Origin of the sequence: Mesorhizobium sp. M1050, from assembly GCF_040318715.1 — a bacterium.
GTDB lineage: Bacteria > Pseudomonadota > Alphaproteobacteria > Rhizobiales > Rhizobiaceae > Mesorhizobium.
Genome location: NZ_JAMYMV010000069.1, coordinates 1 through 18668, shown reverse-complemented (window position 1 = coordinate 18668; position 18668 = coordinate 1). Strand labels below are relative to the sequence as shown.

Here is an 18668-nt window from a genome sequence, read left to right as displayed (position 1 = left end):
GGTACGGCCAGTTCCTCAAATCCCCGAGCCATCCAACTGCTGGGCGTCTTCGCCTTCCCACGGCGCCGGCATGGATGCACGGCTGAGGTTGGCTGTCGGCAGCGGCATCCAGCATTTCAGTTCAGGTTCGGCGTATTCGATGACGCGCCCGGGCGACGAGTCCGATGCGCGCCAGCCTTCCGGGGCGAACTGGTCGGCGCGCGACCAATAGGCGAGGTCGACTTCCGCCGGCCCCTGTTCGGATGGGCGCACCGTGACCAGGATCCGGCTCCCATCCCTCGGCGCCGTCGACATGTGGCGCCACCGTTCGGGTTCGTCCATCGCAATTCCTCCTCGCACCTGCAGCGTTGGGTGGAGTGTCGCCTCGCGGTCCGAAGGGGTCAACCCAAAGTTTGCGCCATGGAGCGGTCCGGCATGATGTCAGAACAGGATTGGACCAGGCGAAATTGGCGACCGACATATACTGTGAAAGAAACTTGAAGACGTCGGTCGCCAGGGGCGGGGTTGGGACGCACCACGTTGGGGACGCGATGCACGGTCAGGCTAGGCGGATGCCTGATATCTGCAATCGGAACACCCGCCCATGGTGAACGACTGGTTACTATCCACAGGGTTCGCCCGACGGATCGCGTCTGGCCGGCTGTGCGCAACGCGGAACTGGCGGCCATGCGCGCTCGACGGGCTGTGACCCAGTTGATAAGCCCGTCTGCGAAAGGAGCCTTGAGTCGAAATGACCGTTGCGATCGAGATGGGACACACGACAGCGGGCGCCCCGGCGAACCTGGATCTCGAGGAATTGCTGGCCACCCGGCTTTTGGTGCAGGGCAATTCGGGCTCCGGCAAATCGCACCTTTTGCGCCGGCTCCTGGAACAGAGCGCGCCCTGGGTGCAGCAGACCATCATTGATCCCGAAGGCGACTTCGTCTCGCTGGGCGACAGATACGGCCATCTGGTCATCGATGCCGAGCAGCATACCGAGCGTGGCTTGCAGGCGGCCGGCGAGCGGGCGCGCATTCATCGCGTTTCCACTGTGCTCAATCTCGAAGGGCTCGATGCAGAGAACCAGATGCGGCGCGCCGCCGCGTTCCTCGGCGGGCTGTTCGAGGTCGCCCGCGACCACTGGTACCCGATGCTGGTCGTCGTGGACGAGGCGCAGCTGTTCGCACCGGCGGTGGCCGGCGAGGTGTCGGACGAAGCGCGCAAACTTTCGCTCGGCGCGATGACCAATTTGATGTGTCGTGGCCGAAAGCGCGGGCTTGCCGGCATTATCGCCACCCAGCGGCTGGCCAAGCTCGCCAAGAACGTCGCCGCCGAGGCGTCCAATTTCCTGATGGGCCGCACCTTCCTCGATATCGACATGGCGCGCGCCGCCGATCTCCTGGGCATGGAGCGGCGCCAGGCGGAGGCGTTTCGCGACCTGGAGCGCGGGCAGTTCATGGCGCTGGGGCCAGCGCTGTCGCGCCGTCCGCTGGGGCTTCGCATCGGCCCGACCGACACCAGCCCGCGCAACGGCACGCCGCGGCTGATGGCGATGCCGGAGGCGGCGCTGGAGGATGCTCGCGCGATCATTCTGGCCGCCCCGCCCCCAGAGGCCGTGCGCGCGCCGCGCCGGACGGCGTCGCCGGACCTACTCGATCAGCTGATGGCGGCCAAATCGGCAGCGCTGGAAATCCGTCCCGAGCCGGTGGAGCCGCAAATCAGCGCCGAAGATCTGGCGGAGCGCCGCGAGCGCGTGGATCGTGTGCTGCGCGCCATCCTGGCGCAGCCCGACGCGGGTTTTCGTGTCATCGGCGTGCTCTATCAAGAATTCGTCGTGCGCTGCCGCATCGAGGGCCTCGCCTCGGTCGTGCCCGATCTGCCGGAGTTCCGGCGCATGCTGACGCGCGCTCGAGCCGGCCTCGGCTCCGACATGGCGGCAGGCGACGACGCCTGGCAGGACGTTTCCGTCCGCGCGTCGCTGCTGCCCGACGACATGCAGGGCGTGTTCATGATGATCGCGCGTGCGGCGAAGGAGGGCTGGCCGTGCCCGAGCGACGCGGCGATCGCCCGCGCCTACGGTTCCCACTCGCTGCGCCGCGCCCGGCGCCTCCTGACCTATATCGAGGAGCAAGGCCTCATCGTCTGCCAGCTCGACGGGACAGGCCGGCGCACCGTGACGCTGGTCGAACTGGCCTGGGCGACGGCGCCGGGCGACCCGAATGCCGAGGCGGCGGAGCAGGGTAGCCTGGCCCTGTGAGGGACGCCCATCAAAACAAGAAGATGGAGCTGCGTTTCCGTGGACCGATGCACCTTGATCGGCTTCCGCATGATCGATGGCCTGAAAATCATTCGCGGCAATACCCGGCGACCATCACCTTCGTTCTGTAACTGTCTCGGCAAAACATTTTGCTAGATCTTGCGGCACTCCGAGCTTCTTTGCCCAGGATACCAATTCAGGTTCTTCCGATGGAGCCGCATATCCGCCCCATACTTCACGAAACTGCCTTTCTCCATTGACTGTCTGGAAGAACATCATGCCGTCTTCGGCCACGGGTGTAGAAATATAAGCGGCGCTCCATTTCCCGCTTTCCAGAATCGTTTGGAATTTCACCTGGGCGGGTTTGACCTTGTTGGTCATCGCCGATGCAACGAGAGCGCCAAACTCTTGTTCGCGCGCCTTCGTCACATCGACCTTTACGCCGTGGCAGTCGCTATTCGCTGCGAAAGCGGACGTAAGCGTCATTCCAAGCCCCGCGAGGCCGATCACAACGATCTTGGCACGTCGATAGTTGTCGAATTCGGACATAATCAGCCTCCTTGTTGGCCGCGAGGCCTGTCAATTGGAATCGTCATCGTCCGACGGGCTGTCATCGGCTGGCGTGTCGACCTCGCAGCCGATGCCGTGGCATCCCTGGTAATTGCCCTGCGTATCGAAGTTCGGATTGCCTTGCTTATCGTACTGCGGCCTGTCGTCGATGCTTTGATCGCCATCATCAGGGTCGTCGACCTTGCATCCCAGCCCATGGCAGCCGATGTAGCGGCCACGCGTATCGAAGTTCGGATTGCCGTTCCTGTCGTATTGCGGCCGGTCATCGATCTTCCGATTTTTTTGCTGAGGCCGATCGACCAGGCAGCCGTTTCCGCGACAACCATCATAGTCATCGGTGGTGCATCCGGCGACCGCCACCAAGGCAGTGGCGATGATCGCGTAGACTGTGAATTTCATCATTCATTCCTCGACTGGCTGGCGGCTGCGGGTTTCCGTCAAATGTGTGGCTCGACGACCGAGAGCAGCCTGGGATGGAGATGGTCCACAGTCTCAAAAGAAGAGCGGGCAGGATCGAGCTCACGGGAGTCCGCATCAGCGGATGTCGATTTACCTTTCCATGCTTAGCGCCCGTCCGCCCAAGCATGCAGCAATCCGCGGACGCGGATGCTGTTGCCAAAAAAGCTGCATCCGAAGTCGGCCTGTGGCAAGAAAAAAGCGCCATAGCGCGGGTTGAATTTTGCAAATGCTTAATAATATGGAAAATAGTCTGGAAATCGCGATGATGTCTTAGCAGATACTGAAATGACGTTGTCGGAAAATCATGGAGACATATGAATATAACTTATTTCTGTAATCCATACCGATTTGCAAATATATAATCTTGTTGTTTCAAAAGCATACCAAAATGAAAATGGCGTATCACTGAATGACTTCTTTTTGGATAGGGCATGGCCTGATGTGTTGTAAATCCTGTTTTCGTTACTGGCCAGGCCGTTGCATGCATCCGAAAGAAAAGCCGCCGGCACGAAAGGTTGTTTTCCGAGCTGCCGCATGCCGCAAAACAGCCGATCGGACCGTTCTGCACGTGCCCGGCAACACCGCGCGAGGGCCGGTCGCCGCTCTTCCATGGACGCGCCAGGCTTTCCGGTTTCTGGCGAAATTCCCTTGCCTTCCTCGACCGGGTTGAGATGCCAACAAGGAAAGGATTGCCATGCGGACCTGGTGCAGGCTAGCCGGCTCCTTCATTCTGTTCCTGATGTTGTTGTGGCCGCAAGTTGCAGCCGAGGCGCAACAGCCTTCCGAGCCCTTGAACGTCGGCCTCTTTGTCAACCCTCCCTTCGTCATGAAAGATAAGGGGCAGTTCACCGGCATGGCGATCAATCTTTGGGAGGGCCTCGCGGCTAAACTCGGCCGCCAGTATCGCTACGTCCAGTTCGACACCATTCGCGATCTGGTTGTGGCGACCGCTTCCGGCAAAGTCGACGTAGCGGTCACAAATTTGACGATCAATCAATCCCGCGCCGAACTGCTCGACTTCACCCAGCCCTGGTTCGACGGCGGCATGCGGATCATGATCAGCACGGATCAGGGAAAGGGCTTCGGCAACCTGATCGCGGGTCTTAGCGATGCCGGCTTCCTGAAAGCCTATGCCTGGATCGCCTTGATCATCCTGGCTGTCACGGTCCTGCTCACCTTCTTCGATCGCCAGTTCGACGAGGCTTTTCCCAAGCGGTGGCGCGACGGCTTTGCCGAGAGCTTCTATACGGTGATGTCTGTCGCGACATCCGGCAAGTCGCCTTCGCGAAAGAACCTGTTCGGCTGGGTCGGCCGTATCTGGCAGGGGCTATGGCTGGCCTGTGGTATCGCTGTCCTTGCCTATGTCACCTCGTCGGTGACGAGCGTGATGACCACCCTTTCTCTCACAAACAAGATCAATGGCCTCGCCGATCTGACCGACAGGCCGGTCGGTGTGCTGACGGGCACCGTCGAGGAGGATTTTGCTCGGCAACAGGGGCTGCAAACCCTCACCTACGCTGGGCTCGATCGCGCCGTCGAGGGTCTTGTGAATGGCGACGTCGCTGCAATCATCGCCGATGCCCCCGTTCTCGAATACCACGCCCATACCCACCCCGATCTACCGGTGAAGGTGGTCGGGCCGCTGTTCGAACCTGACAAGTACGGCTTCGCGCTTCCGCGACAGAGCCTCCTGACCCGCCCCCTGACGATAGAGGTGCTTGGCGCTCATGATGCGGGCGAGATCGATGATCTGCGGACCAAGTATTTTGGGTCTACTGAATGATGTTGGGAGGCAATCGGCGGTGAGGGTTTGGCTCCCGCCCCATCGCTCAACCGAAACCGACTATTTCGGCTTGCGGCCAAGGCCCATGGATCTGGCAGAGCGGTTTGCCGAATAATATGGCGGGGGTAGGGCTCGAACGATAGGTCAGCACCGGGAGATTTCACGCCGAGGCGACGGGCGCCGCGACGAGACTCAGCCCGTGAACGCTTTGAATGTGTCCTTGGAGGTCAGCATCACCTCGCCCTTGAACGAGATCGAGAAATCACCAAGCTGATACTGGCCTTGGTCATTCTTCACCAGGATATCGCCATCAATCTTATTGAAGCCACTCTCGATACCTTTGATGATCCTGTCGACGTAGCGTAGGTCGGTCTTGGCGAAGAGAATATCGCTCTTGGCTATCAGTTGCGCGAGACGTTGGAGCTTCGGGTCGTCGCCGATACTTTGCAGACGCGCCTCAACGACCTCGGGACTGATGCGCGCCAACGCCGCGTTCAGAGCCGGCAATGCCTTCTGCAAGCTGAACAATGAATCGGAAGTCATCCTGCTTGCGTCGGCGTAGCTAAGGCTTTGGTTGCTGATCGCCTTGTACGCCTGCGCCTGCGGGCTGCGGTCGGCGGCGGCCCCCATCTCGTCCTCGACAGCCCAAATATAGTCATGCTCGTCCATTGCCATCACCGTTTCCCGCGTCTCGCCGGCAGGGATGAAATAGCGGGCAACGGTGGAGTCTTCGTGCCGGCGGTCCGCCTCGACCATCGAGATAATGAAGCGCGTATACTCGGCATAGAGTTCGCCATAATTGGCCTTGCCGGCCAGCATATAGGGGTCGTCCGCCGTAGTCGTAGAAGCCGCGCCGATGGACGAAGTCGCCGGCACATCGGTCTTGGAGGTCTGGCCGAAGCCGCTGAACGGATCGTATTCGATGCCGTCCTCGTTGCCGGTCGCGCCCGGACGAATGATCGGGTCCTCGGTCCGCAGCGCTGTACCCGCTTTGACGAAGGTCGGCTGGCCGGCGCCGGCAAAACCGCTTCTGGCCGACATCAGCTTCTGTATCGTGAAGGTTAGGTCCGAGGTGATCTGCATCGAGCGATCCTTGAATTTCACATACCTTGGGTGCAATACACAGAATGAAGCACGGCAGTTAAATAATGGTTGAAGTGGAGTCCGGCAAAAATAGTTATCCTGGCGCCAAAATCGTTTGTCAAATATAATTCATCAGCAACTAATATAGTTGCTTAAGTCATGCAGGCGACGAACCTTTGAAGCCGATTCCTTGGCCACGCCATGCTCAGTCATTGGACTGTCGATAATCAAAGTGATCTGGGCATAGAGCGAAGCCTCGGGCCGGGACGCTCGCGCGGCGATGCTGAGGTTGTTTATCGGATCCCGGTGAGTGCGGCGATCGAGCCGTGCGAATCGCTTACTGGATGGCGATGATGCCGTCGATGACTCGCCATTCCGAAGGCCGGATCAGCCGGTGGTGGGCCACCCGAACCGAATGCAGCGGACCCTCGAGTTCGCGCTCCCAGTAGGATAAAAACCCGTGGAGTTCGGGAAAGTCGGGGGCAAGGTCGTAGTCCTGCCAGACATAGAGCTGAAGCAAGCTCGGATGGTCGGGCAGGCGATAGTGAATCTCTGCCGTGGTCAGGCCATAGCCTTCCATCTGGAGGCGGAATTCCTTGCTGACGCTTGCGACCATTCGTTTCTCCTTTCTGTCTTTCTGTCGGATATCAGGCGCCCAGCCTGTCGAAGAGATGAGGGAACTCGCCGGGCTCATGAGGTGGCGCCGAGGCGTCACCGTCGAGCTTGAACAGCGCGTCCATGATCTGGTCGAACGACACTAGTTGGCTGGCGCCCGGTGGTTGGCGCAGTGCCGGCATGGAATAGACGGCGCAGGCATCCGACGCCCAGGAAGACAGGATGGCACGCTTTTCCCACAGGTCGAGCGTGTCGTCGCTCAGCACCTCTTCGGGATGGTTGAAGTGGCTGGCCGGCTGGAGCAGGCGGTCAAGCGCGTGGTCGGATGTTTCGGCGGCCGGGGTGGAAGTGATCGGTGAATAAGTCTGTCGTTCCATCGATATGCTCCGTCTGCGAACAACTCCGTAGGAGGATAAGCGGTTCCGGCGCCTGCGATGGCGCCGGCAGGGAGATAATTTGTTGGAGGGTGGCGGAAGATTCAAGCGGCGGCCCGTCCTCGCGGAATAAGGGCGTCCTCGCGGAATAAGCCTGCGTTAACAGGCTTTTGGCACTCGTGGTGGTCGAGTGCCAAATTTTTTTGGCCGGGCTCTTGAAACCGCAAACTGGCAAACTAGCTCGATATGCGCGCGCGATGCTGCAAAGGGTCGCAGCGTCCCCGTGCCGGTCCGACATCACCGGTCCCGGCGCGGAGGAGCCGTAAAAATATGTTTGTCCAAGAGGAGAACGAAATGGCGTTCCGTCCATTGCATGACCGTATCCTGGTCCGCCGCGTCGAAGCCGAGGAAAAGACGGCGGGCGGCATCATCATTCCTGACACCGCCAAGGAAAAGCCGCAGGAAGGCGAGGTGCTCGCCACGGGTCCCGGCGCGCGCGACGACAGCGGCAAGCTGACCGAGCTCGACGTCAAGGTCGGCGATCGCATCCTGTTCGGCAAATGGTCGGGCACCGAGATCCGGCTCGACGGCCAGGATTTGCTCATCATGAAGGAAAGCGACGTGATGGGCGTGATCGAGCACGCCGAGCAAGTGAAGAAGGCTGCATGACGGCTTCTTCCAGATCCAACCCAGTCAACGAATGCTGCCTAGATGAAGGACTGATCCAATGGCTGCCAAAGAGGTGAAATTCCATACCGAAGCGCGCGAGAAGATGCTGCGCGGCGTCGACATCCTCGCCAACGCGGTGAAGGTGACGCTCGGCCCCAAGGGGCGCAACGTCGTCATCGACAAGTCATTCGGCGCGCCGCGTATCACCAAGGACGGCGTCACTGTCGCCAAGGAGATCGAGCTTGAGGACAAGTTCGAGAACATGGGCGCGCAGATGGTGCGTGAGGTGGCCTCCAAGACCAGCGACATCGCCGGCGACGGCACCACGACGGCGACCGTTCTGGCGCAGGCCATCGTCCAGGAAGGCGCGAAGGCCGTTGCCGCCGGCATGAACCCGATGGATTTGAAGCGCGGCATCGACAAGGCGGTCGATGCGGTCGTCGCCGAGCTGAAGGCCAATGCCCGCAACGTGACCAGGAACGACGAAATCGCGCAGGTCGGCACCATTTCGGCCAATGGCGATGCCGAGATCGGCCGCTTCCTCGCCCAGGCGATGGAAAGGGTCGGCAATGAAGGGGTGATCACGGTCGAGGAAGCCAAGACCGCCGAGACCGAACTCGAAGTTGTCGAAGGCATGCAGTTCGACCGCGGCTATCTCTCGCCCTATTTCATCACCAACCAGGACAAGATGCGCGTGGAGCTCGAGGAGCCCTATGTGCTGATCCACGAGAAGAAGCTCTCCAACCTGCAGGCGATGCTGCCCGTGCTCGAAGCCGCGGCGCAGTCTTCCAAGCCGCTGCTGATCATCGCCGAGGACGTCGAGGGCGAGGCTCTGGCCACGCTGGTCGTCAACAAGCTGCGCGGCGGCCTCAAAGTCGCGGCCGTCAAGGCGCCAGGCTTCGGCGACCGCCGCAAGGCCATGCTGGAGGATATCGCCATCCTCACCGGCGGCACCGCGATCAGTGAGGATCTCGGCATCAAGCTGGAGAATGTCACGCTGCAGATGCTGGGTCGCGCCAAGAAGGTGGTGATCGAGAAGGAGAACACCACCATTGTCGATGGTGTCGGGCGCAAGGAAGAGATCCAGGGCCGCATTGCCCAGATCAAGGCTCAGATCGAGGAGACCACCTCCGACTACGACCGCGAGAAGCTGCAGGAGCGGCTGGCCAAGCTCGCCGGCGGCGTCGCGGTGATCCGGGTCGGCGGCTCGACCGAGGTCGAGGTCAGGGAGCGCAAAGATCGCGTCGACGACGCGCTGCACGCGACCCGCGCTGCGGGGGAGGAGGGCGTGCTGCCCGGCGGCGGCGTCGCGTTGCTGAGGGCCGCCAAGGCGCTCGATGCCGTGCAGACCGACAATGCGGATCAGCGAACCGGGGTCGAGATCGTTCGCCGCGCCATCGAAACGCCGGTCCGCCAGATCGCCGAGAATGCAGGCGCGGAGGGCTCGATTATCGTCGGCAAGCTGCGCGAGAGGAGCGAGTTCGGCTGGGGTTGGAACGCCCAGACCAACGAATTCGGCGATCTCTACAGCCAGGGCGTGATCGACCCGGCGAAAGTGGTACGCGCAGCTCTTCAGGACGCGGCATCAGTCGCCGGCCTGCTCGTGACCACCGAAGCGATGGTGGCCGAGAAGCCGAAGAAGGAAGCCGCCACCCCTGCCATGCCGGCCGGCGCCGGCATGGACTTCTGAGGTCGCGACCAATCCGCCCGCTCCCCACGGGGAGCGGGCATCGGTCGAAAAAAGTGGAGGTATACATGGATGCAATGGCTGGCCTCGGATCCGTACCGGCGCCGACGCATCAGGCAAAGGAATTCCTGGCCTACGAGACCGAATGCAGGAGCGCGCTGCAGCCGCTGCTGGCGGGGCTGCTCGACATGGCCGAAGCCGCCGGCTGGAACCGGCGCACCGCGGCGTCGACGCTGATGTTCCTTGCCGCGCAGCAGGTGTCGGCGGCCGCCAAGGCGTCCGCCGGCGGCTGAATTGGCGAGCGCTGTTTAGCGATCTTCGTTCTGTTGCATGCGACGGAAGACATTTGCTGTTGTGGAGGTGGAGACGTGATTGCGGGCCGGTTGCGTGAATGCCTGAAAATACTGAGATGGGAGGCGGGCGACCTGGCGGCCGAACTTGGCCGTCCGCAAAGCGAGGTCGCATCCTGGCTTGATGGCCGCAATCCGTCTCCGCTTGCCGTCGTCGCTTGGCTGGAGGCGCTGGTGAAGGCGCACAGGGCGCTGCCGGCGCCGGGCCGATGCGTTCCGTCGCTCGGCGCGGCCAGTGTCGGGCCGGCCAAGCTCGAACTGAGCGGATCGAGCCTGCCAGGACCGAACTGGGCGGCGATCCGGGCCCGATCGGCGGCGCCGAAACGGCTATTCAATCCTCGATACAAGACGTCCAGCCTCACCCACCCTAGCCCCGGCGGGCAGCGCTCTTCGGTCTTCGGTCCGCCGCAGGTCCTGCACAATCGAGAGGAGGCACGAGCCATGAATCATGGGCAGTTCAAGGAACCGGTCACCCTTCTGGTCGGAATGGGTTTTCCGAGGAAGATCGACAGCGTGATGGAAGCCTATGCCCTGCTGCAGGACTGGCCGGCCGCCAGCCGCAATGGCGCCCATGCCGTCGCGCTCAACGCTTGCAGGGCCGGCATCGCCGGTGAGATCGATGCGGAGACGGTGCGGGCCACCCTGGTCACCTTCGCGCGCCGCAACGACATACTTGTGCCGGACATGGCGTCGCCGCCGGCAGCGGTAGTGAATGGTGCGCTGCACGAGGTGAGTTGACGACGACGCATGGCCGATCGGGCGTTGCCAATGGTTCGAAGAAACCGCCCAACCATGGGCTCCGGGTTCCTTGGCTGCCTTGCAGCCGGAGCCATCTTTCCCGGCAGCCGTTCTCTTTGACCACAAAAACGTCAAAAAAGTATCGGTCAGATGGACAGACCGTGGTGGCGGCGGCAGGGATTGCCGCCTAAGCTTTGATCACTGCAGAGAGCGGCATACGCGGCCTGCGGAGAGGGCGCTGTAACTGGTCGCATGACTGGACCGGTGCCGGGAGGAACGGGCATGAATCCGGACTTGGAAGTCGTCCAGATCAGACGCGGTGAGTCGTTCAAGGCGTGGGCTCACGGCTATCCCTTCCGCACCGTGCGTTGGCATTTCCATCCTGAATACGAGATCCACCTGGTCGTCGCCACCACCGGCCGCTACTTCGTCGGCGACTTTATCGGCGAGTTCGAGCCGGGCAATCTAGTGCTCACCGGCCCCAATCTGCCGCACAACTGGGTCAGTGACGTACCGCCGGGCGAAAGTGTGCCGCTGCGCGGACGTGTCGTCCAGTTCTCGGAAGCATTCATCGCCGAATCGACGGCGGCCCTTCCCGAACTTGCCGCCTGCGCCGGTATCCTGGAAACCAGCCGTCGCGGCGCACTGTTCTCGCCGGCGACGGCCGAGCTTGCCGCGCCGCTGCTTGCCGAACTGGTCGAGGCGCAGGGCGTGCGCCGCCTCTCGCTGTTCATGGGCGTGCTCGATATCCTGAGCCGTGCCAGTGATGTGCGCACCCTGACCAGCGCCGGTTATCTTCCCGATCCGTCAGGTTTCATGTCGGCAGGCATCAACAAGGCGCTGGCCTACATCAATGGGCATCTGACCGAGCCGTTCAGCGAAGGCGACCTTGCCGAAATCGCCGGGCGCAGCCCCAGCGCATTTTCGCGCAGCTTCCGTCGCCACACCGGCATGGCGCTGGTGGAATATGTGAACCGGCTGCGCATCAATCTCGCCTGCCAGCTGTTGATGAGCGAAGGCCAGATGTCGATCACCGAGATCTGCTACGCCGCCGGCTACAACAATATCTCGAACTTCAACCGCCGGTTCCTGGCGCAGAAGGGCATGTCGCCTTCGCGTTTCCGGATATTGCTGGCGGAAAACATCAATGCGGAGATTGCCGCCTAACAGGGAGGAACCGGGAGGAGCCGAGACTTAGGGAAGGAATGACGCGGGATGCGCTCGAGGCGTCCCGTGCTGGAGATCGCTTGTCCTGAAATCCAGCAACTGTGGCTGATCGTCTTCGATCATGCCCAGGAGGATGCGTTAACGGCTGGCTGGGGATCGAGCAGATCCGCCAGAGGGGCGCGGGTCGCACTCCTCGCAACAGTCGGACTTGAAGTCAAGCTTGGCGCCATGTGGCGATCAGGTTTCGTGAAACCATTTTTGAAACGGAGACATTCGAATGACCAGATTTGCTTGGAAATCGACCGGTGCGGCAGCGCTCGCGCTCTCTCTCCTCGGTGGCACGGCTGCCTTTGCCGAGCCGGTCACCGACGCCACCGTGGCCTTCCTGATGCCCGACCAGGCCTCGACCCGCTACGAGCAGCATGATTATCCTGGCTTCGCCGCCGAGATGAAGAAGCTGTGCCCTGGCTGCAAAGTGCTCTACCAGAACGCCGATGCCGACGCCTCGCGCCAGCAGCAGCAGTTCAACTCGGTGATCTCGCAAGGCGCCAAGGCGATCGTGCTCGACCCGGTCGACTCGACCGCCGCAGCCTCGCTGGTCAAGCTGGCGCAGAGCCAGGGCATCAAGGTCATCGCCTATGACCGGCCGATCCCGACAGCACCAGCCGACTTCTATGTCTCGTTCAACAATGAAGGCATCGGCAAGGCCATCGCCGACTCGCTGGTCGAGCACCTGAAGGCGCTCAAGGTCGATCCGGCGACCGGCGGCGTACTGCAGATCAACGGCTCGCCGACCGACGCGGCGGCCGGCCTGATCAAGAAGGGCATCCACGAAGGTCTCGACAACAGCGGCTACCAAATCCTGGCCGAATACGACACGCCGGAATGGGCTCCGCCGAAGGCGCAGCAATGGGCCGGCGGCCAGATCACCCGCTTCGGTCCGAAGATCCTCGGCGTGGTCGCGGCCAATGACGGCACCGGTGGCGGTGCCATCGCGGCCTTCAAGGCTGCCGGCGTCGATCCGGTGCCGCCGGTGACCGGCAATGACGCGACGATCGCGGCACTGCAGCTGATCATCGCCGGCGACCAGTACAACACCATCTCCAAGCCGAGCGAGATCGTGGCGGCGGCTGCCGCCAACGTCGCCATCAAGCTGCTTTCGGGCGAGAAGCCGAAGGCCGAGATGACGCTGTACGACACGCCCTCGCAGCTGTTCACGCCGGCGGTGGTGACGCAGGAAAACCTGAAGGCCGAGATCATCGACAAGAAGATAAACACCGCGGCCGAACTCTGCGTCGATCGTTACGCGGAAGGCTGCAAGAAGCTGGGCATCGGGAACTGACCGCGACCCTTGCCTGCTCCGCTGTCTGGCCGCCCGCGCGGTGGCCAGACAGCGCACTTCCTCGAACCGGTCTTTGAAAGGTCTCTGGCATGATTGACACCCCGGACGGACCGGTTCCGACAGGCGAGCTGGTGCTCAGCCTGCGCGGCATTTCGAAGCATTTCGGCGCCGTCTCGGCGCTCACCGACATCGATCTCGACGTCCATGCCGGCGAGGTGGTTGCGCTGGTCGGCGACAATGGCGCCGGCAAGTCGACCTTGGTCAAGATCCTGGCCGGCGTGCATCAGCCGAGCTCGGGCACGATCAGCTATCGCGGCAAGCAGGTGACGCTGGCCGACCCGAGTGCGGCACTGACGCTCGGCATCGCCACCGTGTTCCAGGATCTCGCGCTATGCGAGAACCTCGACATCGTCGCCAACATCTTCCTCGGCCGCGAACTCAGCCCGCTGCGGCTGGACGAGGTGGCGATGGAAGTCCGCGCCTGGACGCTGCTCAACGAGCTGTCGGCGCGCATCCCCAGTGTCCGCGAAGTCGTTGCCTCACTGTCGGGCGGCCAGCGCCAGACGGTGGCGATCGCCCGCTCGCTGCTGCTCGAACCCAAGCTTATCCTGCTTGACGAGCCGACGGCGGCGCTCGGTGTGGCGCAGACGGCGGAAGTGCTCAATCTGATCGAGCGGGTGCGCGACCGCGGCCTCGGCGTCGTCATCATCAGCCACAACATGGAAGACGTGCGCGCTGTCGCCGACCGCATCGTCGTGCTGCGGCTCGGCCGCAACAACGGCATCTTCTCCCCCGATGCCTCGAACCAGGAACTGGTCAGCGCCATCACTGGCGCGTCGAACAATTCGGTGTCACGACGCGCCGAGCGCAGACAGTCCCAGCAAACTCCCCGGCAGGATCAGACCCAGGAGCCGCGCCCATGAACCGCGACGTGCAACAAGCTCCCCCAGTCGCACCGCAGCTCGACCGCGCCGATGTGCGCGTCAAGCACGAGGCCGGCTTAAGCGGCGCCATCCGAAGGTTCTTTGACCGGGTCCGCTCCGGCGATCTCGGCTCGTTGCCGGTCATCGTCGGGCTGGTCATCATCTGGACGGTGTTCGCCAGCATCAACCCGATCTTCCTGTCGAGCAGCAACCTGGTCAATCTGCTGTTCGATTGCTCGACAGTCGGCGTCATCTCGCTCGGCATCGTCTGCGTTTTGATGGTTGGCGAGATCGACCTGTCGGTCGGTTCGATCAGCGGCTTTGCCTCGGCGATGGTCGGCACGCTGTGGGTCAACCAGGGCTGGCCGGTGGCGCTCGCCATTCTCGCCGCTATCGCCGTGGGCGGCTTCATCGGCGCGCTCTATGCGCTGCTGTTCAACCGGCTCGGCATGCCGAGCTTCGTCTCGACATTGGCCGGCCTGCTGGCGGTGCTTGGCCTGCAGCTCTACATCCTCGGCTCGACCGGTTCGATCAACCTGCCTTACGGCTCGAACCTGGTGAATTTCGGCCAGCTGCTGGTGATGCCTAAATTCTTGTCGTTCGGGCTGGCGGCCGTTCCCGGCATCGTCATGCTGATCACCGGCCTGCGCACCGTTGCGCGCCGCCGCGCCGCCAACCTGTCGGCACGTTCGACGAGCGGTCTCATCACGCGCGCGATCGTCATCACGGTCATTCTCGAACTCATCGTCTTCTATCTCAACCAGGCGCGCGGCATTCCGTGGATGTTCGGTCTGTTCGTCGGCCTTGTCATATCAATGCATTACGCGCTGACGCGGACGAAATGGGGTCGTTCGATGTCGGCGGTCGGCGGCAACCGCGAGGCGGCACGGCGCGCCGGCATCAATGTGCGGCTGATCTATTCGAGCGCCTTCGTGCTGTGCTCGATGTTTGCGGCTTTCGGCGGCGTGCTGTCGGCGGCCCGCCTTGCCTCGGCCAGTCAGCAGGCCGGTACCGGCGACGTCAACCTCAACGCCATCGCGGCGGCCGTCATCGGCGGCACCAGCCTGTTCGGCGGCCGCGGCAGCGCCTATTCGGCATTGCTCGGCATCATCGTCATCCAGTCGATCGCCAGCGGCCTGACGCTGCTCGATCTGTCCTCGTCGCTTCGGTACATGATCACCGGCGCCGTGCTTGCCATTGCAGTCATCGTCGACTCGCTGGCACGCCGCTCGCGTGTCTCTCATGGCCGGGCTTGAACCCATCAACAGGAAGCAAGACATGAGCGAAGAACTGTCCGGAAAAGTTGCCGCCGTCACCGGCGCGGCATCAGGCATCGGTCTCGAATGCGCCCGGCATATGCTGGCGGCCGGCGCCACCGTGGTGCTGGTCGACCGCGCCGAGGCGACGCTGAACAAACTGTGCGCCGAGCTTGGCCCCAAGGCGATCCCGCTGGTGATCGATCTGGTGCAGCCGGCGAGCGTCGCCACCATGATGCCGCAGGTTCTGGAGAAGGCCGGCCAACTCGACATCTTCCATGCCAATGCCGGCGCCTATGTCGGCGGCGAGGTGGCGACCGGCGATCCCGATGTCTGGGATCGCATGCTCAACCTCAACATCAATGCCTGCTTCCGCTCGATACAGGCGGTGCTGCCGCACATGATCGAACGCAAGACCGGCGACATCATCGTCACCAGTTCGATCGCCGGGCTGGTCCCTGTGGTCTGGGAGCCGATCTACACAGCCTCCAAGCACGCCGTGCAGGCCTTCGTCCATACCGTGCGTCGGCAGGTCGCCAAGCACGGGCTACGCGTCGGCGCCGTGGCGCCGGGCCCAGTGGTGACGGCACTGGTCGACGACTGGCCGAAGGCCAAGCTCGAGGAAGAGCTCGCCGCCGGCGGCCTGATGCAGCCGCGCGAAGTGGCCGAGGCCGTCATGTTCATGCTGACCCGGCCAAGAAACGTGACGATCCGGGATCTGGTGATATTGCCGCAGAGCAATGATCTCTAAGTGAGTAGCGAATAGGGAGTAGCGAATAGGGAAGAATCCAACGACTTACCTATTCGCTATTCGCTATTCGCTATTCGCTATTCCCTATTCCCTATTCCCTATTCCCTATTCGCTAAACCAAAGGTTTCTCCCCCATGCCCCACTATCTCGGCATCGACGTCGGCACCGGCAGCGCGCGGGCCGGGGTGTTCGACCACACCGGAAACCTGCTTGCCTCGGCCAAGCAGGACATCGAGGTCTGGCGCGAGGCCGGCGATATTGTCGAGCAGTCGAGCGATAACATCTGGCGGGCGGTGTGTATCGTCGTCCGCGCGGCCGTCGCGCAATCGGGCGTAGCGCCCGAGGCGATCGCCGGCATCGGCTTCGATGCCACCTGTTCGTTGGTGGTGCTGGGCGAGGGCGGCGTGCCGTTGCCGGTTGGCCCGTCCGGCAATGCCGAACGCAACATCATCGTCTGGATGGATCATCGTGCGGTCGAGCAGACGCGCCGCATCAACCGCAGCGGCGAGGCGGTGCTGAATTATGTCGGCGGCGTCATCTCGCCGGAGATGGAAACGCCGAAACTCCTGTGGCTGGCCGAAAACCTGCCCGCCACTTTCAATGCCGCCTGGCAGTTCCTGGACCTCGCGGACTTCCTCACCTGGCGGGCGACCGGCAGCCTTGCGCGCTCGGTCTGCACGGTGACCTGCAAATGGACGTATCTGGCGCATGAGAGCCGCTGGGACGAGGCCTATTTCCGCAAGATCGGCCTCGGCGCGCTCGCCGATGAGGGGTTCGCCCGCATCGGCACCGAGATCGTACTGGCAGGCGCCGCACTCGGTGGTGGACTGACCGCGCAGGCAGCAGCGGACCTTGGGCTCATCGGCGCTACCGCGGTGGCGGCAGGCCTGATCGATGCCCATGCCGGCGGGGTCGGCACGGTCGGCGCGCGCGGCGCGTTCGGCAGCGTTCTGTCACGCATGGCCTATGTCTTCGGCACCTCGGCCTGCACCATGTCATCGACGGCGCAACCGGCCTTCGTCGACGGCGTCTGGGGACCATATTTCTCGGCCATGGTGCCGGGCCTGTGGCTGAACGAGGGCGGCCAATCGGCGGCGGGTGCGGCCATCGACCATCTGGTGCGCATGCACCCGGCAAGCGGCGAAGCCATGGCGAGGGCGCAGGCCGACGGCCTCAGCCTGAGCGCCTGGCTGTCGCTGCAGGCGCAAAGCCGCAACGGCGCCGCGGCGACGCCGGCCCTGGTCGGCGGCATCCATGTCGTGCCGGAATTCCTCGGCAACCGCGCGCCCTTCGCCGATCCGGATGCGCGCGCGCTGATTGCTGGGCTCGATCTCGACACCAGTCTCGATAGCCTGGTCGGGCTCTATGTCGCCGGCGTTTGCGGGCTCGGCTACGGCGCGCGCCAGATCGTGCGGGCCGAGCATGAGAAAGGCATCCCGGTGGACACCATCGTCGTCAGCGGCGGCGCTGGCCAAAGCCCGCTGGTGCGCCAGCTGCTGGCCGACACGACTGGCATGGTGGTGGTCGCGTCGACCTCGCCGGAGCCGGTGCTGCTCGGCTCGGCGATGCTGGGCGCTGTCGCCGCGGGAACCTACAAGGATGTCGCGGCGGCCATGGCCGGCATGTCGGAACTCGGCGAGGTCTATCATCCCGACGCTACGCTGGCCGGCTGGCATGCCAAGCGCTTCGCCGCGTTCGAGCTGCTGCAGCAAGCCGGCAAGGCGATCAGGGGTTAAACGGGCAGCTTCTGCCCGGCTTTGTCAGGAGTGTGGCGAACACCGCTTGGCGATGATGCCGGAAGCTGGCAGCTTTGTTCTGTCGCGACGAGGGCAGGGCGGCAGGACCAGGAGGCTCGATGGCAGACGAAGCGAAACCGCCCGTGCCATTCGCATCGGATGAGGTGCCATGGACGGAATGGTCCGCCGTGCCACGCTTCAGCGTGCGCTACCGGCATTTGTCGCTGGCCGCGCTGGGCGAAAATCACCATGTCGGCGTGGCGATCGAGGAGTTGCCGGCGGGCAAGCAGAACTCGCCGAAGCATTACCACATTCTCGAGGAAGAGCATGTCTTCATCCTCGAAGGAACGCTCACCACTTATGTCGGCGACGCCGCCTATGCCATGAAGGCCGGCGATTATATCTGCTTTCCGGCGGGTGCGGCGGCGGGGCATTGCCTCATCAACACCAGCGACGCGCCGTGCCGCTATGTCATCGTCGGCGAGCGCAACCCGAACGACGTCGTCGTCTACACCGCCTCCAACAAGGTTCTGGTGCGCGCGCTGGGCAACCGCGCGATATTCGATCTCGCGGCAACCCGAAGCTACTGGGATGGCGAGGATACCGGCCTTGCCGCCGGCGATCCGTCGCCGTCGGATGGCACGACCGGTGTCACCAGACCCCCGGCCGCGCCGATCCCGCCGATCGCCAGCGATTCTCTCGAATGGAAACAGGAAGGCGAGGGGGCGCGGTTCGGTGGTCAGTCCAAACACCTCACCTATGCCGCCTTGGGGCGGTCCGATTATCATGTCGGCATGCTGATCGAGGCGCGCGGGGGCCCCCACGCGCGCGGGCCCCCCCCCCGACACCCGAATGGCAACAAGGCCCGCCCTAGAAATGGATGGGGGCTGGAGGGGGGGGGGGGGGGGAAGATAAAGAGAAAGGCGGAC

At 63.1% G+C, this 18668-nt stretch carries 19 protein-coding genes; 13 read left to right on the top strand and 6 right to left on the bottom strand.

Annotated elements, in window-relative coordinates; genetic code table 11:
* Positions 1 to 15 precede the first annotated feature (15 nt).
* Positions 16 to 321: a hypothetical protein gene (locus tag NKH57_RS27380; RefSeq protein WP_352728854.1), complete on the bottom strand. Its 306-nt coding sequence runs from the start codon at positions 319 to 321 to the stop codon at positions 16 to 18.
* Between the two features lie 409 nt (positions 322 to 730).
* Here NKH57_RS27380 and NKH57_RS27375 point away from each other — a divergent pair, with 409 nt between their 5' ends.
* Positions 731 to 2236, top strand: coding sequence for a helicase HerA domain-containing protein (locus tag NKH57_RS27375; RefSeq protein WP_352949019.1), 1506 nt, complete (start codon positions 731 to 733; stop codon positions 2234 to 2236).
* Positions 2237 to 2350: 114 nt separating this feature from the next.
* Here NKH57_RS27375 and NKH57_RS27370 read toward each other — a convergent pair whose 3' ends face one another.
* Together NKH57_RS27370 and NKH57_RS27365 are read right to left on the bottom strand one after the other, a co-directional pair.
* Complete coding sequence (locus tag NKH57_RS27370; RefSeq protein WP_352949016.1) at positions 2351 to 2785, bottom strand: hypothetical protein; 435 nt, start codon at positions 2783 to 2785, stop codon at positions 2351 to 2353.
* A gap of 30 nt (positions 2786 to 2815) precedes the next feature.
* Positions 2816 to 3205 carry a hypothetical protein gene (locus tag NKH57_RS27365; RefSeq protein ID WP_352602208.1) on the bottom strand — a complete coding sequence of 130 codons (390 nt, stop codon included), beginning with the start codon at positions 3203 to 3205 and terminating at the stop codon, positions 2816 to 2818.
* Between the two features lie 754 nt (positions 3206 to 3959).
* Here NKH57_RS27365 and NKH57_RS27360 point away from each other — a divergent pair.
* Positions 3960 to 5048: a transporter substrate-binding domain-containing protein gene (locus NKH57_RS27360; RefSeq protein ID WP_352949013.1), complete on the top strand. Its 1089-nt coding sequence runs from the start codon at positions 3960 to 3962 to the stop codon at positions 5046 to 5048.
* 192 nt (positions 5049 to 5240) lie between these two features.
* On the opposite strand, the gene NKH57_RS27355 is transcribed toward NKH57_RS27360, so the two are convergent.
* From NKH57_RS27355 to NKH57_RS27345, 3 genes are all read right to left on the bottom strand, one after another.
* Positions 5241 to 6131, bottom strand: coding sequence for a hypothetical protein (locus tag NKH57_RS27355; protein WP_352949011.1), 891 nt, complete (start codon positions 6129 to 6131; stop codon positions 5241 to 5243).
* A 337-nt stretch (positions 6132 to 6468) separates the two neighbouring features.
* Entirely contained in the window at positions 6469 to 6747 is a 279-nt protein-coding gene (locus tag NKH57_RS27350) for an usg protein (protein WP_352949009.1), read from the bottom strand.
* Positions 6748 to 6778: 31 nt separating this feature from the next.
* Positions 6779 to 7123 carry a hypothetical protein gene (locus NKH57_RS27345; protein ID WP_352949006.1) on the bottom strand — a complete coding sequence of 115 codons (345 nt, stop codon included), beginning with the start codon at positions 7121 to 7123 and terminating at the stop codon, positions 6779 to 6781.
* Positions 7124 to 7474: 351 nt separating this feature from the next.
* On the opposite strand from NKH57_RS27345, the gene NKH57_RS27340 reads away from it, so the two are divergent.
* The 11 genes from NKH57_RS27340 to NKH57_RS27290 form a co-directional block, all read left to right on the top strand.
* A complete protein-coding gene (locus NKH57_RS27340) occupies positions 7475 to 7789 on the top strand; it encodes a co-chaperone GroES (protein ID WP_352949003.1) in 315 nt (104 codons plus the stop codon).
* Positions 7790 to 7847: 58 nt separating this feature from the next.
* A complete protein-coding gene (groL, locus tag NKH57_RS27335) occupies positions 7848 to 9479 on the top strand; it encodes a chaperonin GroEL (protein ID WP_352949001.1) in 1632 nt (543 codons plus the stop codon).
* 65 nt (positions 9480 to 9544) lie between these two features.
* The gene (locus NKH57_RS27330) at positions 9545 to 9769 is read left to right on the top strand and encodes a hypothetical protein (protein ID WP_352948998.1); all 225 of its coding nucleotides are present in this window, start codon (positions 9545 to 9547) and stop codon (positions 9767 to 9769) included.
* A gap of 75 nt (positions 9770 to 9844) precedes the next feature.
* Entirely contained in the window at positions 9845 to 10564 is a 720-nt protein-coding gene (locus tag NKH57_RS27325) for a DUF982 domain-containing protein (protein WP_352948996.1), read from the top strand.
* Between the two features lie 282 nt (positions 10565 to 10846).
* The gene (locus NKH57_RS27320; protein WP_352948993.1) at positions 10847 to 11731 is read left to right on the top strand and encodes an AraC family transcriptional regulator; all 885 of its coding nucleotides are present in this window, start codon (positions 10847 to 10849) and stop codon (positions 11729 to 11731) included.
* Between the two features lie 277 nt (positions 11732 to 12008).
* Complete coding sequence (locus NKH57_RS27315) at positions 12009 to 13073, top strand: ABC transporter substrate-binding protein (protein ID WP_352728864.1); 1065 nt, start codon at positions 12009 to 12011, stop codon at positions 13071 to 13073.
* An 89-nt stretch (positions 13074 to 13162) separates the two neighbouring features.
* The gene (locus NKH57_RS27310) at positions 13163 to 13996 is read left to right on the top strand and encodes an ATP-binding cassette domain-containing protein (protein ID WP_352602071.1); all 834 of its coding nucleotides are present in this window, start codon (positions 13163 to 13165) and stop codon (positions 13994 to 13996) included.
* On the top strand, positions 13993 to 15252 hold the full coding sequence (locus NKH57_RS27305) for a sugar ABC transporter permease (protein ID WP_352948990.1): 1260 nt from the start codon (positions 13993 to 13995) through the stop codon (positions 15250 to 15252). The genes NKH57_RS27310 and NKH57_RS27305 overlap by 4 nt, the downstream gene beginning before the upstream one ends.
* Positions 15253 to 15274: 22 nt before the next feature.
* The gene (locus NKH57_RS27300) at positions 15275 to 16003 is read left to right on the top strand and encodes an SDR family oxidoreductase (RefSeq protein ID WP_352948987.1); all 729 of its coding nucleotides are present in this window, start codon (positions 15275 to 15277) and stop codon (positions 16001 to 16003) included.
* Positions 16004 to 16137: 134 nt separating this feature from the next.
* A complete protein-coding gene (locus tag NKH57_RS27295) occupies positions 16138 to 17739 on the top strand; it encodes an FGGY-family carbohydrate kinase (protein ID WP_352948985.1) in 1602 nt (533 codons plus the stop codon).
* Between the two features lie 119 nt (positions 17740 to 17858).
* Positions 17859 to 18668, top strand: an 810-nt coding sequence (locus NKH57_RS27290) for a cupin domain-containing protein (protein ID WP_352948982.1), incomplete at its 3' end; no start/stop codon positions are given.